This is a genomic window from Burkholderia sp. AU39826 (assembly GCF_020419965.1).
GTDB classification, from domain to species: domain Bacteria; phylum Pseudomonadota; class Gammaproteobacteria; order Burkholderiales; family Burkholderiaceae; genus Burkholderia; species Burkholderia semiarida.
In genome coordinates, this window is record NZ_JAIZQG010000018.1 from 99,159 (window position 1) to 115,035 (window position 15,877).

The following is a 15,877-nucleotide window of genomic DNA, read 5'->3' on the forward strand; positions in this document are numbered from 1 at the left end:
GTGGGCGGTAACGCGCGCCTCGGGCTTGCCGGCATCGCCGGCGGCATCGCGTTTTCCGCCGTATCGGTGCCGGGCCGGAACGACCGCGCGCCCGCGCTGCGCCCTACCCGTGCGGAAAGCGCGCGACGCGGCACGACGGCGCTTGATTCGAACGCCTGAGCGACCAGCTACCAGCAATCCGGATGACGACGATGAGAAGGGTCGGGGTGTATGTGGATGGCAGCAGCATCGACGCGAATGGCGGCCATCTGATGCGATACGACGTGCTGCGCGCGCTCGCCGGTCGGGCCGGCGCCACGATTCAGCGGCTGCACGCGTATCTGAGTTTCGACGCACGCCGCGCGGCACGCTCCGCCGATTACGACGCGCGGATCAAGGGCTATCAGGCGGCACTGCGCGACAAGGGATTCCGCGTCACGGTCAAGCCGCTCAGACACATCGCCGACGAGGATGGCACCGAAACCGTCAAATCGAATTCGGATCTGGGCATGGCCATCGACGCGCTGTCCGAATCGGACCGGCTCGACACCGTGCTCGTCGCCACCAGCGACGGCGATTTCGTCGAAGTCGTACGAGCGTTGCAGAAGAAGGGATGCCGGGTCGAAGTCCTCGGGTTCGACAACGTGCCGCTCGAATTACGCGATGCGGCCGACCAGTTCATCAGCGGCTATCTGGTGCCGGGCCTGCTGCCGGTTCGCGATGCGGCCTCCGGCTCGCCTGCCTGGGGCCAGGTCGGCTCACGCGTGCGCGGCGTGTGCAACCGGTTCGAGCCGGACGACGGATATGGCTTCATCGCGTTCTGGGCCGCGTTGCCCGATACGCCGCTGCTCGCGGCGGCCGAGACGAGCCCCGCCTACTTTCGCGGCAGCAGTTTGCAGGATCCGTCGATCGTCGCGCGGTTGCCGTCTCGAAGCACGATTCTCGAATTCGACCTCGCGATGCCCGCGAAACACACGGGCGCCCCTGAGGCGCGCCGGATTCAGGTCGTTTCCAGCGCCTAGCCATCAAGGCATCGCGGCAGCCCGATCAGCGCCCGAGCGCCGCGTCGTGATCGTGCTTCGACAGGAACATGAGGAAGGTCGTCCCTTCCCCCAGCTTCGAGCGGACCTGCAGCTTTCCGCCGAGCGAATCGACGACCGTCTTGACGAATGCCAGGCCCAAACCATGCCCGGACATCGACGCGCCGCCGTCCAGTTGCGTGAATTCGCGAAACAGCTTTTCCTGGTCGCGCTCGGATATGCCGGTTCCGTAATCGGTCACGGCGATCTTCACGTGCCGATCCGTGGCCGACAACTCCACGTCGACCGTGGAGGCTTCGCGACCGAACTTGATCGCGTTGCCGATCAGATTGACGAATGCCCGCCGCAGCAATTGCACATCGGCGATCGTACTGAGCCCGGGCTCCGCCGTCAGGTTGACGATCGTCGATTTCGCACTCGCCTGCGGCAGCAGATCGTCGACGGCATCGCCGAGCACCAGTGCGGGATCGACCGCGGCCAGCTTCGGCGGCAGATTCTCGGCCCTGGCAAGAAAGAGGAAATCGTCGGAGAGGGTCAGCGCGCGCGTCGCATACTGTGATACCAGTTCGGCGAAGCGCTGCGGCGTGTACCGCGACGGATCCCGCCGGATCTGCGAAACGAGCGCGAGAATCGACGCCTGCGGCGACCGCATGTCGTGCGACAGGAATCGCAGCGCCATGTCCCGCTGCCGCTCGGCCATCCGGACGGACGAGACGTCCGCGACATGAAAGACCAGCGCGCGCTCGCCATAGACGGACGGGCGGATCGGTGCGCACTTGATCAGCAGCGAACGACCGCACCGTGCATTGGCGATCTCGATTCCCTGGTCGAGCTGCGATTTCGTCTGTGCCGACAGCGCGTCGCCGTCAGGCCAGTGATCGAGCGACGTCAACGCCTGCGCGACGAATTCATTCGCCCGATGCGATGCGGTGATCTGAAACAGCACGTCCGAAACCGGCCGGCCCACCGGCGCCCGCCCGGCATCCGGATGCTCGTCGGGCTCCGCGCACCACGCGGCGATCCGCCGGTTCGCCAGCAGCACGACACCGTCGGCCGACGCAATCAGCGTCGCTTCCGGCAGACTGTCGACCCATGCGTCGATGAGGGCACGATAGCGACGTACTCGCGCATCCAGATTCGCAGTCCTGTCCAGTTGCCGCCGAACCGGGTCGACGTATCGCACGACGCTCGCCGACTCCGCATGCAGCGACGGGTCGGTCGCCATGCGGTCGCCGAGGAGACCGATGAAGCGCAGCAACACTTCGGTACGCCGCCAGAACACCAGCACGCAGGCGAGCACGCACATCAGCATGCCGGTGGCGGGCGGCAGCGCCTCGCCGCCGACCATGAACACGGCATACGCGATCGCAGCAACCGCTCCTGCGACGGCGAACGATGCAACGAGGCCGGCACCAGGACCGAACCGGTAGAGCAACGCACAGATCACGCCCACGACGGCCTCGTTGAACAGCAGCGCCCACGCAAGACCGGCCTGTTGAAGCGGTGCCGCCATGGCCGGCGCAGCCGATGCAACGATTGCCGCGGCATCGTCTCCGATCGGCCGCACGCCGGCCGACGACACGCCGGGCCGGCCATGCCCGAGGTCGGCCGCCGCACGAATCAGGACCGCGCGGCCGCTCAGCCGGTTCGACGGCACCGCGCCGTCCAGCACGTTGACGTACGAGTAGCGCTCGCAAGGTCCGTTCCAGTGAAACGCAGCGCCGCGCGCGCAGGCTTGATCGGCGTTGCCGGAATTGCCGAGGTTGCCGCTCCCGGCCTCCGTTCGTGCGCCGCCGCGACTTGCCGCCTCGCCACCGCGGTGCCCGGCACGTGCGCGCGCGACGTCCCGCAAGCCGGTCAGGTCGATACTGACGACTGCGACGCCGCTTCCGGCAAGCCGCTCCATCATCCGCTCACGGGTTTCGATGCTGAACGGCCAGTTGCCCAGACGCGCGGTCGTACGTTCGTCGACCACGATCATCGCCAGCGGCTTGACGGGCCCGCCGTGGGCCGACCGTGACACGAACCCGAACCACGCGCGGTCGACGCGTTGCAGCGCATGTGTCGCCGTGAGCACCGCACAGACCAGCACCAGCGCAAACGTCACGCGTATCCACTCCGTGGCGCAATACGAGGACACGCTCCCGGCCATCTGCCTGCCTTCATCACATGAACGGCGCCGCCCCAGCCCCAAAAATCTTCCGAACATGTCGATCAGATGATGCTCCATCGATATCGCATTGATCGGCATCTGACATGCCTGCGTCAAACACCGCACCCCACTTCAAGCAGCATTGACCGGAGACGCAGCAGCCGGTCACCCCCCTTCACGTGCCGATCGCCCGCCCTGTACATACGCGCGCGGACGTGCCCGGCCAAACGACCTCCAAGCAGCGATCCGTAATTTAATATGCGTTAATTATACTTCAATTTTCACCGGAATTAACCATCAAATTTAATTACAATTAAATTAACATTTAATTCAAGCTCTATCCTGATACTTTCCATAATAAGCCATCACTTCCAGGCGACATCATCCCTCATCCAAAGCACGCGCATCGCTCGCTCCACCCAAAAAAATCTGTGAATTAAAAGCCGAATCATCACACAAAACGAAAATCAATTCAGCTTTCAATATGCAGTCCCGATATCACAATACGATTCCCATGAATCTCATTCTCAAAAATCGAGCCCCAATATACAAAACAATAAACAAATTTACATTTGTTTATTTTCCGTGAGTTGAAATTTTGCATTCCACTCAATAGAATCGATCGATCAGCAACATGCAGCCGACATTTAATCGGCGTACCCGGACATTCATGAATTTCCCCTTTGCATCAAACGATCCGCTCGACGATGCCGAACGCGGACTTCGTCAGGGCGAGTTCTTTTTCCTCCTGCAACCCAAGTTCGCGCTCCAGGGAATCCGTCTGGCCGGTTTCGAATGTCTGATGCGCTGGCGCCATCCGGCGCGCGGCATCCTGGAGCCCGCGTCGTTCATCAGCCTGATCGAGGATTCATCTCTGGCCACGCGCTTCACCGAACTGCTCACCCGAAGAGCGGCGCACATGCTGGCGCAGTGGAAGGCGGCCGGTTACGGCAAGCTGTCGCTCGCGATCAATCTGTCTCCGTCGGAGCTGGGGCACGCGGATTTTCCGGCGCAGCTTTCCGCACTGCTGACGTCGCTCGGGCTCGAGCCGGCTCGCGTCGAAATCGAGCTGACCGACGTCGTTCCGCCTGCCCGGCTCGACTGGCTGGTGGAGGCCATCCATGCGGCGCAGGCAATCGGCGTGCGCGTCGCATTGGACGACTTCGGCGCAGGCTTCAATTCGCTGACGCTGTTGCAACAGTTGCCGGTGGATATCGTCAAGTTCGATCGCTCGCTGATCCGCGATGTCCTGCAAAACATCGAATCCATGCGGGTCGTTGAGACCCTGGTGCACATCGCGCAAAGCCATGGCAAGCACATCGTGATGACGGGCATCGAAACCGCCGCGCAGTTCGAATGGGCCAGCACACTGCCGGACGTCGACGGCCAGGGTTTCTATCTCGGCGAGCCGCTGCGCGAAGCGGCGGTCCAGACGTTCATCGCCGATTGCCATGCGCGGATCCTGTCGTAGCCCCGCGCGCGCCGTAGGCGAGTAGGCGCCATCCGTGCTTCAGGCGCGAGGCCGCGTGCTTCATGCGTCGGGTCGGCATGCCGGACGCCGCCGCATCCCAGGATTCATCCGGAATATCGGGTGCCATCTACGCTCCGATCGGGCTGTTGGTTCGCGCCGCCGTGTGCGACGTGCAGCCAGCATAGAACGGCGGCCCGAGCGCTCAAAGTGAACTTTTGTCACTTTCACGAGCATTTCCACAGGGCTCCCACATTCCGGGAAAATGCCGATCCGGCGGGCACCGACGTGCGCCGGTGCCTCGCCCGTGAATTACCAGCGAATCAACGCCGAGCCCCACGTGAAGCCCGAGCCCATCGCAGGCGTCAGGACGAGATCGTTCTCCTTGATGCGTCCGTCGGATACGGCTTCGCCGAGCGCGAGCGGAATCGACGCCGCCGACGTGTTGCCGTGTTTGCCGACGGTGAGCACGACCTTCTCCATCGGCAGATTCAACTTCGTGCCGACGGTTTGCACGATGCGCTGGTTCGCCTGATGCGGAACGATCCAGTCGACGTCGTCCCGGGTCAGCCCGTGCGCATCGAGCGCTTCCTGCGACGCGTCGGCGAGATTGACGACCGCATGCAGAAATACGTCGCGGCCCTCCAGATGCATCTTGCCGGCGCTTTGCGTCGACGATACCCCGCCGTCCGTGTGAATCTTGTCCCAGTACCGCCCATCCGAATGCAGATGCGTGGACAGCACACCGCGCGGCCTGTCGCCTTCGCGCCGTTCGCCGCGCAGCACCAGCGCGCCCGCGCCGTCGCCGAACAGCACGCAGCTATTGCGGTCCTGCCAGTCCACGATACGCGACATCGTTTCCGCGCCGATCACCAGCGCGGTGCGCGCCTGCCCGAGCCGGATCATGTTGTCGGCGACCGAGAGCGCGAACACGAAGCCCGAACAGACGGCCTGCACGTCGAACGCGGCGCCGCGCGGCATGCCGATCGCTTCCTGAACGCGGACGGCCGTCGCGGGCATCGTGCGATCGGGCGTGCAGGTCGCGAGCACGATGAGATCGACGTCGGCCGCGGCGATCCCTGCGTGACTCAGCGCGGCCCGGGCCGCGCCGATCGCGAGATCGGACGTGTTCTCGCCGGGCGCCGCGATCCTGCGCTCCTTGATGCCGGTGCGCTGCGTGATCCACTCGTCCGTGGTGTCGACCTTCAGCGCGATGTCATGATTCGTCATGCGGTGCTCGGGCAACGCGGAACCGCAGCCGACGACGCGCGACATCCAGTGGTCCACGCGATTGATTTCCACCATCTTCGGTACTCCGATCAAAGTCGATGACGCGCCGGCCGCCCGATGTCTCGAACCGGCGCCCTGGCGTTACCAGCTTCCGACGCCCGCGTCCTGGCCCGGCTCCGCGGCGGCGCTCGTGCCCTGCGGTTGCAGCGAGACGAGATGCTCGGCCAGCGCATTGAAGGTCGGATAGTCGTAAAGGACCGTATCGTCGATCTTGATGTTGAGCCGCTCTTCGAGGAAGAACGCGAGTTCGACGGAATGCATCGAGTCGAAGCCGGCGTCGGCGAAGGTCTGTTCGAGATCGGTCGGCACCTTCAGGTTGTTCGCTTCGGTCCACTCCTGGATCCACGCAAGAATGGTTTCCGCGGTGACCGTCGGCCCGTTGACGGCTGCAGCTTGAAGTTGATCGTTCATGGCATCGATTCCTTGAAGTCGGATTGAGGACGGTGAAGGCGCGGCGGCGACGCCGCGCCCGGGAAACGGAAAGGCAGCGCCTATGCGGGTGTCGCGCGCATCAGCGGTTCCGGATCGGCGTGCGGTGCATCGGCAGCGCGTCCGCCGAGAAAGTGCGCGAGACGCCGCACGGAAGGTGCACGCACGATGGAGTTGTGGTCGTCGTCGAACACGTCGACCGTGATGCCGCCGCGCCCGAAACGGCGCAATTGCTGCTCCGCCAGCACGCTCGACATCCCGCGCTTGTCGCGCGCGGCGAGCGCGTATCCGATGTGCGTTTGCACCTGCCGCGGCTGGTGACAGGCGAGTGCCACCGCGCTCGCGGCATGCAGCCGCGCGATGTGGTCGAACATCTCAGGCTGGGCGCGGCGGCGCACGTCGGCGAGATAGAAGTCCTGATCGAGCATCGCATCGAAACGCGGGTCGGCCAGCCATCGCTCGACTGCCTGCATACCGTCATCCGGCGCGAGATCAGCGGCCAGTGCGCGCAACCGCGTGGCGAATTCGCCGTCGTGGAGCGGGCTGTCGACGATCATCAACGGCGGCGCGCTCCCGCCCTCCGACTCCCACTGCGCGGCCATTTCGTGCGCGACGATCCCGCCGAACGACCAGCCGCCGAGCAGGTCGGGCTGCCTGCCGTGCGTCGCGAGCAGCGCCGCGCAGTAGCGCGACGCCAGTTGCGCGATCGAAAGATACGCGGGCGCGTGGCCCTGATCCGCGTACGGATGACGGATCGCGACGACCGTCGGGTCGCCCGGCCATGCCGCGGCCAGTTCCTGATAACACAGCACGTTTCCGCCGACCGGATGCACGAGCGCAACGAGCGGCCCGGCCCCGTCGCGCAGCGTCACGACCAGGCCGACGTCGCCGCCCGTTTCGGCCGGTTGCCGGGGATCGGCCGCCACGACTTCGCGAACGGACGCGTCACCGTTCGTCGTGCCGAACCACGCGGCCAGCGTCTGGAGCGACGCGCCGCGCGCCAGCATGGCGATCGGCGGCATCTTGCCGAGCCGCTGATGCAAACGCACCCGCAGCTCCGTCAACGCCAGCGAGTCGAGCCCCTGGCCGACGAGCGACAGCCCATCGTCGAGCACGACGGTATCCGGCGCGACCGCTGCCGCGATCGTGCGCAACGTCGCGAGCATCTGCGCCGCGCCCGCCGGTGCCACGTCGGCGCGATCCACCTCGATCGAGCGCGGCGGCCGGGCTTCCGCATTCGATGCGCCATCGCTTCGTTGGCGCACCGCACCATGCGCCGCTTCGGCGAGATCGGGAAACGGCAGCTCGAAACGCTCGGTGTCGAACGCGTAGCCCGGCGCTTCGGCAGGCCGCGGCGCATTGCCGTACAGCTTGTGCCACGCGATCTTCTGCCCTTCGCCGTAAAGGCGTGCGCAGCCGTGGGCGAAGCCTGTCGATTCGGTTTCCTCATCGCCTTCCGGGCCGTCGGCGAGCGACGCGATCGCGCACGTCCAGTCGCCGCCGGCGGCGGCGCGCGCGAGCTTGGCGAGCGCCGCGCCGGGCCCCACTTCGACGAAGAGCGTCTTGCCGTCCGACGCCGCCAGCAACGCGTCATGAAAACGCACCGGCTGCTCGACGAGATCGAGCCAGTGCTCGACGCCGGCGATCGCATCGGTCGCGACGGCGCCCGTGAGGGTGGAGACGATCGGAATCGACGGCGGCGCGAACGTCAGCGGTTCGAGCGCGCGCCGGAACGCGTCGCGCATCGAACGCAACATCGGCGAATGGCCCGGCGTGCCGTAGGTCTTGAGCAGCGACACACGCTTGCCCGCCGCGACCATCGCGTCGTGCACGCGCGCCACCGCTTCCGGCGTGCCGCTGACGACGGTCTGCCCCGGCCCGTTGATGCCGGCGACGAACAGATCCTCGCCGAACGCGAACCGCGCGGCGAGTTCGTCGGCCGCGGCGGCCACCGCGAGCATCGCGCCGGCCGGCGTCGCGGTATCGAACAGTCGGCCGCGCGCCTCCACTGCCTTGAGACCGTCACCGAGCGACATCACGCCGCCGATCACGGCGGCCACGTGCTCGCCGAGCGAATGCCCGATCAGCAGATCCGGCTGCACGCCGAGCTCCATCCAGGTACGTGAAAGTGCGTAGCACACGACGAAGTGAGCCAGTTGCCCCGGATGATGGCGCACGGCTTGCGCGCCACGGCCGACGATCGCATCGAGCACGTCGCGCGCCGTTTCGCTACCCAGCAGGCGCAGACACGCGTCCGCGTGTTTGCGGAACAGCCCGTTGCCGTGGTAGAGGTTTCCGCCGACGCCCGGCTGCCACGCCCCTTGCCCTGGCACGAGAAACGCGACGCGGGGCTTGCGCGGCGGCTCGCCCGCATGCCAGTTGCCGGACGGATTGTCCGCGAGAAACGCGTCGAGCGCGTCGATGAAATCCGCTTTCGTCGTGCCGACCAGCGCGACGCGATGATCGAAATGATCGCGTCGCACGTTCGACGTATGACACGCATCGCGCAGCGGCACGGACGTGCCCGCGAGCCAGGCCCGCCATGCCGACGCGACACGCCGCCGTGCGTCCGGCGAGCGCCCGGAAAGCGTCAATACGCGTTCGCGGTCGATCGGCGCACCGGTGTCCGGCACGGGCGCCGGCGCGGACAGAATCAGGTGGACGTTGGTCCCGGTGATGCCGAAACCGCTCACGCCGACCAGCGTCTCGCCTTCGTCGAGCGGCGTACCCTCGCGTGGAACGGCGAGTTGCGCGCCTTCCCAGTGAAAGCGCGGGTTCGGCGTCTCGAAGTTCACCTGCGCGGGTACGTGGCGGTGCCGCAGGATCAGCATCGCCTTGATGAAGCCGGCCATGCCCGCGGCGCCCTCCAGATGCCCGAGCTGGGACTTCACGGAGCCCACGAGGATCGGCTTGTCGCGTGCGACGGCGCGTGTATAGACGTTACGCAACGCGGAAAGCTCGATCGGATCGCCGAGCGCCGTGCCCGTGCCATGCGCTTCCACGTAGGCGACTGCGTCCGGCCGAACGCCGGCGCGCATCATTGCCCGGCGAATGACGGCTTCCTGCGCCGCGCCGTTGGGCGCGGTGAGACCGTTGCTCGCGCCGTCGCTGTTGACGGCCGACCCGATCAGCACCGCATCGATGCGATCGCCGTGCGCGAGCGCGTCGTCGTGCCGCTTCATCACGATCACGCCGCCGCCTTCGCCGCGAATATAGCCGTCGGCGCTCGCGTCGAAAGGACGGCATTGCCCGGAGGCGGACATCGCCTGGAGCCGCGCGATGCCGATCGTTTCCTGCGGCCCGAGGATCAGGTTCACGCCGCCGGCGATCGCGACGTCGCACTCGCCGGCCTGCAGGCTCTGCGCGGCAAGATGGATCGCGACCAGCGACGACGAACAGGTCGTATCGACGAAGATCGCGGGCCCGCTCAAACCGAGTATGTGCGCGACGCGCCCGGGGGCCATCGCGCGCAGGTTGCCGAGCTTCGAATAGGTGGTGATGCGCGACGGATCGCCGGACCAGACGGTGCGCCGGCCATAGTCCGCCTCGCCGATCGTCATGAAGACCCCGACGTTCCTGCCGCGCAGCCGGCCCGGCGCGATGCCCGCGTTCTCGAGCGCCGCCCATGCGAGTTCGAGCATCCAGCGCTGCTGCGGATCCATCTCCATCGCCTCGGCCGCCGAGGTCCGGAACAGCTTGCGGTCGAAGCGGAACGGATCTTCGACATAGCCGGCCACGCGCGAATACGTGGTGCCGGGCTCGTCGGTATCCGGCGAGTAGAACGCGTCGATATCGAAGCGTTCGCGCGGCGTTTCGCGGATCGCCGTGCGCCCGGAATTCAGCAGCGTCCAATAGCTCGACGCACAGGACGCGCCGCCGGGGAACCGGCACGACATGCCGATGATGGCGACGCGCTGCGCTTGCGTGTTTGACTGGTTCATACCGTCCTCGCGGCGGAAAGCGTTCATCCGGCCTAGTGGCGGCTCGCCGCGGCGAGATCGTCGCTGCTGCTCGCCTGGACGAGCACGGCCATGTTGCCGGGCAGGTGCCGGTTCTCGCGGATCTTCGCGTGCGCGTCCGGCAGGCGGCTCCACGGAAACACTTCCGACAGGCACGGGTCGATCTTGCCGCTCATCACGAGCCGGTTCGCCTGCGACGCTTCCTTGAGGTTGGCGAAGTGGCTGCCCTGAATGCGTTTCTGGCGCATCCACACGTAGCGCGCATCGCAGGTCAGGTCGTAGCCGCTCGTCGCCGCACAGAACACGACCATGCCGCCGCGCTTCACGACGTAGCAGGACGGGGCGAACGTATTGCGGCCCGGGTGCTCGAACACCATGTCGACGTCGCGCTTTTCGCCGAGCGCACCCCAGATCGCCTTTCCGAACCGCTTGACTTCATCGACGTAGGCCGCGTACTCGGCCTTCGCATCGACGGGCGGCGGCGCGCCCCAGCACGAGAATTCCGAACGGTTGATCACGCCCACCGCGCCGAGCCGTTTGACGAATTCGGCCTTCGACGCGTCGGAGACCACGGCGACGGGGCGCGCGCCCGCGAGCGCCGCGAGCTGGATCGCCATCGTTCCGAGCCCGCCCGCCGCGCCCCACACGAGCACCGATTGCCCGGCGGAAAGCACGTGCGGCTTGTGGCCGAACAGCATCCGGTATGCGGTCGCGAGCGTGAGCGTATAGCAGGCGCTGGCGGCCCACGTGAGGTGCTTCGGGCGCGGCATCAACTGCGTCGACTGCACGCGCGCGAACTGCGCGAACGAGCCATGCGACGTTTCATAACCCCAGATCCGCTGCGACGGGGACAGCATCGGATCGCCGCCGTTGCATTCCTCGTCGTCGCCATCGACCTGGGAGCAGTGTGCGACCACCTCGTCGCCGACCTTCCATTTCTTCACGTTCGAGCCGACGGCCCATACGATGCCGGCCGCATCCGAGCCCGTGATGTGATACGGATCGTCATGCAGGTCCAGCACCGAGAACGGCTGGCCGAGCGCCGCCCACACGCCGTTGTAGTTGACGCCGGCCGCCATCACGAGAATCAGCACGTCGTCCGGGCCGAGCGACGGCACGTCGACGATTTCGTTCGTGAACGCGTGCTGCGGCTCCCCGTGGTTCTCGCGACGAATCGTCCACGCGTGCATTTTCCTCGGCACGACGCCCAGCGGAATCGCGCTGCCGATGTCGAACAGTTCCGGCGGGTTCCTTCTCGTTTCGACAGCGAAATCGATCGTTTTGGTATCCATAACAATACTCGTGAAAGAGTTGATCCGGGATAAGTTGCACTCGTGCTAGGCCGCGGCCATCCCGCCGTCCACCGACAGTGCGGTACCGGTCATGAACGAAGACGCGTCGCTCGCGAGGAACGTGACCGCCTCGGCGATTTCCTGTTCGGTGCCCAGCCGGCCGACCGGATGAAACGCCTTGATCTGGTCGGTCATGCCGGTTTCATCGAGAAACTTCTCCACCATCGCCGTCGCCACGAACGCCGGGCAGATCGCATTGACACGGATATTCTGCTTCGCGTATTCGAGCGCGGCCGCTTTCGTCAGCCCGAGAATCCCGGCCTTCGACGCGTGATAACTGCAGCCGCCGAATGCAGACGCCACGAGGCCATAAGTGGACGACATATTGACGATCGCACCGCTGCCCGCTTTCAGCATTTCGGGAATTTCGTATTTCATCGAAAGGAACATCCCTTTCAGATTGATACCCATCACGTAATCCCAGCTCGCCTCGTCGGTATCGGCCACGGCTTTGCCGAATGCCTCCACGCCGGCGTTGTTGAACGCAATATCGAGCCTGCCGAATTCGTGCACGGTCTGCGCGACCATCCGCGCGCAATCCTCCGCGCTCGATACATCGGTCTTCACGAACAGCGCTTCGCCGCCCGCGCGGCGGATCTCCTCGACAACGGCCAGACCTTCGTCGATGCGGCGCGACGCGATCGCGACCCGTGCGCCTTCCCGGGCAAACAACAACGCCGTGGTGCGGCCGATACCCGAACTTCCCCCGGTCACGAGGGCGACTTTTTCATGAAGCTTCAGCATCGTATTCTCCAGTCGCATTGATATGCAGGCCCCGTCATCACCATCCCGATTTTTCAGATCGAAAATGAATCGTCGGTTCTTGACCGGATGGATTCTAGACGGCGAAAAGCGTGCGCCGATGAAAAGTGAAAAAAGTTCAAATTTGATTGTCGAACGGACGAATATCATCGCTGACGTCACGACACTCCGCTTTCAACAATCGGCCTTCCATGCGTACGAATACGATCACCCGGCATGAACTCGGCATGTCTGTCATACACGCGATCGGCGACGAAGGCTTCGTCGGGCTGAGCGCGGCACTCGACCGTCTCGACCCCGATTTCAAGCGATTGCTCGTCGAGGGCGCATATGCCGACATCATCGCCCGCCCCAACCTCTCGCTGAAGCACCGGGAACTCGTGACGGTCGCGGTACTCGCGACGATGGGCAATGCGGATGGCGCACTGAAATACCATGCGGGCGGCATGTTGAATACCGGCTGGACGCCGCACGCGGTGCTCGACACGGCGTTCGAGACGCTCCATTACGCAGGCGTGCCGGTGGCCGCGGCCGCGATACGCCACATCGCCGGGTTGTTGCGCGAACGTGCCATCGATATCGACGTCGACGTCGATTTTTTCGAGGATCCCGAAGCGACGATCGCCACGTTGCTTGAGCGCCGGCAACGGCCGTTCGATGCGCTGACGCCGAAAGAGCGCCGGCTCGCCGCGCTTGCCATCGTCATCGCGCGCGAAAACCGGCACGATGCGGTTCGCGTACACGTGAACGACTGCCTGCACGCTGGCTGGACGCGCGGCGAACTGACGGAGGTATTGATTCAACTGACCGGCTACATCGGCTGGCCGCTCGTCCTGCCCGTGTCGCGCATCGTGCTCGACGCGTTCGATGCGTTCAGTGCGCTCAACGGGGCGCCGGACGACTCGGCGGGAATCCAGGCCGATGCACCGGCCGAGCGGCATGCGCTGCAACGCGACCTGTATCCGTCGGACGCGGTAGGCGGCTTTGTGGACATGTCGTCCGCGATCGAGCGTGGCATCGATCGGCTGGCCAGCGCGGCATCGGGCGATGAGCCGGTCGAGCACGCGAAGGCACGCCACCTGACGGCAATCGCGTGCCTGACCTGCCTCGCGCGCAATGCCGATGCCGACGCGCTCGCCGCGCACATCCGCGACGCACGGCGGTCGGGCGCATCGCGACCCGAGATCGTCGAGGCCATCGTCGGCGCGCTGCCTCACGCCGGCGTGCTGGCCGTGCAATGGGCGCTCGCCGTGGCGAGCCGTTCGTTCGCCTCGGCGGCTCCGCATGCGGCGCGCGAGCACGACGACGTGCAGGCATGAAGACGACCGCGTTCCACCTCTCTCCCACACCATGCGGCACGAACGACACAGGAAACGACGATGAACGACGAAGGCGGATACGATCTCGAGGATCTCATGCCCGGCATGAACGCGTGCTTTTCGAAAACCCTTTCCGAGCACGACGTGCTGCTGTTCGCGAACGCGACCGGCGACCGGAACCCCGTGCATCTCGACGAGGCCTATGCGCAGCGAACTTTTTTCGGCGGCCGCATCGCGCACGGCATGTTGTCCGCCTCCGTGATATCGGCGGCGATCGCGACGCATCTGCCAGGGCCCGGCTCGATCTATCTGTCGCAGGATCTGCAATTCCGCCGCCCGGTCAAGCTGGGCGAAACGGTCTGCGCGACGGTGACGGTCAAGGAGATTCTCGCGAGCCGGCGTCGGGTCGTGCTGGAAACGCGCTGCGAAGTCGACGGCCTCGTCGTCGTGGAGGGCACGGCGGTGGTGATGCCCACGAATGCGGCGGCGCGCCGGAAAGAAGCGGCGACCGTGCAGGATCAGGCGGTTTGACGGCCGCCCGAAGCGCGACTGCCGGCGTTGTCGGGCGTGCGACCCGCGGTCGCGCTACGCGGGTTTGCGCAGCGGCTCGAGCAGGTGCCTCAGGCCGTTATGGTCGATCTCGTGCATCAGCGCGAGCTGCCGGCCGATTTCGCCGCGCGGGAAGCCTTCACGCGCCAGCCAGTTGAGGTAAGGCCCGGGCAGGTCGGCAAGGAGTCGCCCTTTGTATTTTCCGAAGGGCATGGTGACGGCGACGAGGGATTCAAGATCTGGGGTGCGCATGCGCGTATTGTGCACGGCTTTGCGCAGCCGCGCGCGTCACGGCCCGGCTGCGCGCGCGCCGGGCCGAGCCGGCTCACGGCCGCGAATCCGACCCTTCGCGGCGGGATGAATTAACCAACCGGCCCCGATTGACCATCAGGATTCACGTCGGCCGCCGGCTTGCTTCGCGCCTGCTAGACTGGAACTTCCCCCTGCAAACCATGGAGGGAATCATGATGTCCATCTATGTCGTGAAGACCGGCGAGCAGTTCCTCTGCACCGCCGAGGACGGCGATATCGGCATGGCGCCGGCCATCGAAGACGCGGCCTCCTTCGGTTCGTACGACGAAGCGGAAAAAGCCGCGAGCGCGCATGCCGACCCCGGGTACGAGATCGTGGCCGTCTGCATGATCAGGCACTGAGCGCCGATCCGCGGCCCGGTGCGCAGGACGATCCGCGTGCCGGACGCCCGTCGCCGCGCGTCGGCGGCGTCGATGCGACGGACCCTGCGTTCGCACGCCGCGGACGGGCGGTTCGCGCCACTCGTCGTCCGCGCCGAGCATCATTGCCGCAAGCGAGCCGTTCGGCTTCGACGGCCACGCTTGCGGCAACCGGCTTGCAGCGTCCTACTTCTGCAGCGAGATTTCCACGCGACGATTGCGCGCGCGTCCTTCGGCGGTATCGTTCGATGCCGCCGGGTTCGCCTCCCCGTGGCCGACCGCGGCAAACGCATCGGCCTTCAGCCCGTGCTCGCGCAGATAGCCGGCGACGGCATCCGCCCGGCGCTTCGACAGCGCCTGATTGTGCGCATCCGAGCCGGTTGCGTCGGTATAGCCGTCCACTTCCACGCGCGCGAAATGCTTGTCGCCCTGCCGGCTCAGCAGCGTGTCGAGCGCGGCGGTGGCGGCCGGCGTCAGCACGGCCGAGTCGGTCGCGAAGTATGCATCGCCGGTCAGGCTCACTTTTTCGGCCGGCAAGGGCGCCGGCGTAACGGCCTCGGCAGCCGGCGCGGGCGCCGCGCCGCACTGGAACACGATCGAATGCGCATCGGCACCGTCGCGGTACGGCGTGGTGGTGTCGACGAGGCGCACGGCCTCGTTGCCGCACATGCGCGTCGCGACCTTCATGCAGGTCTTCGCGCTCGACAGGATGCCGTGGCAGTCGACCTGGAACGTCCGGATGCCGTTTCGCGGCTGCAGTTCGTACGCGTTGTACGTCGGCCCCGACGCACTCGAACAGGCCGCGAGGGAAACGACGGACGCCAGCAGGACAAGATGGATGTTTTTCACTTGATGACTCCGAGAATGCGATGAGCACGGCGCGTGCGGCGCGATGTCGCGACGCATC

The 15,877-nt window shown here is 65.9% G+C and carries 13 protein-coding genes; 5 read left to right on the forward strand and 8 right to left on the reverse strand.

Features of this window, described 5'->3' with window-relative positions:
• Nucleotides 1–191: 191 nt before the first annotated feature.
• Nucleotides 192–1,001: an NYN domain-containing protein gene (locus LGM42_RS25280; protein ID WP_179231830.1), complete on the forward strand. Its 810-nt coding sequence runs from the start codon at nucleotides 192–194 to the stop codon at nucleotides 999–1,001.
• Nucleotides 1,002–1,026: 25 nt separating this feature from the next.
• On the opposite strand, the gene LGM42_RS25285 is transcribed toward LGM42_RS25280, so the two are convergent.
• Nucleotides 1,027–3,126 (reverse strand): ATP-binding protein, encoded by a 2,100-nt coding sequence (locus LGM42_RS25285; protein WP_226233578.1) that lies wholly within the window; start codon nucleotides 3,124–3,126, stop codon nucleotides 1,027–1,029.
• A 715-nt stretch (nucleotides 3,127–3,841) separates the two neighbouring features.
• Between LGM42_RS25285 and LGM42_RS25290 the strand changes: the two genes are divergently transcribed.
• Nucleotides 3,842–4,642: an EAL domain-containing protein gene (locus tag LGM42_RS25290; protein ID WP_059583779.1), complete on the forward strand. Its 801-nt coding sequence runs from the start codon at nucleotides 3,842–3,844 to the stop codon at nucleotides 4,640–4,642.
• Between the two features lie 309 nt (nucleotides 4,643–4,951).
• On the opposite strand, the gene LGM42_RS25295 is transcribed toward LGM42_RS25290, so the two are convergent.
• The 5 genes from LGM42_RS25295 to LGM42_RS25315 form a co-directional block, all read right to left on the reverse strand.
• Nucleotides 4,952–5,944 (reverse strand): beta-ketoacyl-ACP synthase III, encoded by a 993-nt coding sequence (locus tag LGM42_RS25295; protein WP_089466225.1) that lies wholly within the window; start codon nucleotides 5,942–5,944, stop codon nucleotides 4,952–4,954.
• 66 nt (nucleotides 5,945–6,010) lie between these two features.
• Nucleotides 6,011–6,340 carry an acyl carrier protein gene (locus LGM42_RS25300; RefSeq protein ID WP_060010709.1) on the reverse strand — a complete coding sequence of 110 codons (330 nt, stop codon included), beginning with the start codon at nucleotides 6,338–6,340 and terminating at the stop codon, nucleotides 6,011–6,013.
• A gap of 80 nt (nucleotides 6,341–6,420) precedes the next feature.
• Nucleotides 6,421–10,299: a type I polyketide synthase gene (locus LGM42_RS25305; RefSeq protein ID WP_226233580.1), complete on the reverse strand. Its 3,879-nt coding sequence runs from the start codon at nucleotides 10,297–10,299 to the stop codon at nucleotides 6,421–6,423.
• 32 nt (nucleotides 10,300–10,331) lie between these two features.
• Complete coding sequence (gene ccrA, locus LGM42_RS25310) at nucleotides 10,332–11,609, reverse strand: crotonyl-CoA carboxylase/reductase (protein WP_226233582.1); 1,278 nt, start codon at nucleotides 11,607–11,609, stop codon at nucleotides 10,332–10,334.
• Between the two features lie 45 nt (nucleotides 11,610–11,654).
• Complete coding sequence (locus LGM42_RS25315) at nucleotides 11,655–12,413, reverse strand: SDR family NAD(P)-dependent oxidoreductase (protein WP_226233604.1); 759 nt, start codon at nucleotides 12,411–12,413, stop codon at nucleotides 11,655–11,657.
• A gap of 245 nt (nucleotides 12,414–12,658) precedes the next feature.
• On the opposite strand from LGM42_RS25315, the gene LGM42_RS25320 reads away from it, so the two are divergent.
• Both LGM42_RS25320 and LGM42_RS25325 read left to right on the forward strand, forming a co-directional pair.
• Nucleotides 12,659–13,750, forward strand: coding sequence for a carboxymuconolactone decarboxylase family protein (locus LGM42_RS25320; protein ID WP_226233584.1), 1,092 nt, complete (start codon nucleotides 12,659–12,661; stop codon nucleotides 13,748–13,750).
• A gap of 60 nt (nucleotides 13,751–13,810) precedes the next feature.
• The gene (locus LGM42_RS25325; RefSeq protein WP_059583787.1) at nucleotides 13,811–14,281 is read left to right on the forward strand and encodes a MaoC family dehydratase; all 471 of its coding nucleotides are present in this window, start codon (nucleotides 13,811–13,813) and stop codon (nucleotides 14,279–14,281) included.
• Nucleotides 14,282–14,335: 54 nt separating this feature from the next.
• Here the strand turns inward: LGM42_RS25325 and LGM42_RS25330 are convergent, their stop codons facing one another.
• Nucleotides 14,336–14,551, reverse strand: coding sequence for a DUF3820 family protein (locus LGM42_RS25330; protein WP_059583788.1), 216 nt, complete (start codon nucleotides 14,549–14,551; stop codon nucleotides 14,336–14,338).
• A 212-nt stretch (nucleotides 14,552–14,763) separates the two neighbouring features.
• On the opposite strand from LGM42_RS25330, the gene LGM42_RS25335 reads away from it, so the two are divergent.
• Complete coding sequence (locus LGM42_RS25335; RefSeq protein WP_059583815.1) at nucleotides 14,764–14,952, forward strand: hypothetical protein; 189 nt, start codon at nucleotides 14,764–14,766, stop codon at nucleotides 14,950–14,952.
• Between the two features lie 204 nt (nucleotides 14,953–15,156).
• Here LGM42_RS25335 and LGM42_RS25340 read toward each other — a convergent pair whose 3' ends face one another.
• Nucleotides 15,157–15,819, reverse strand: coding sequence for an OmpA family protein (locus LGM42_RS25340; RefSeq protein ID WP_226233585.1), 663 nt, complete (start codon nucleotides 15,817–15,819; stop codon nucleotides 15,157–15,159).
• Nucleotides 15,820–15,877 lie beyond the last annotated feature (58 nt).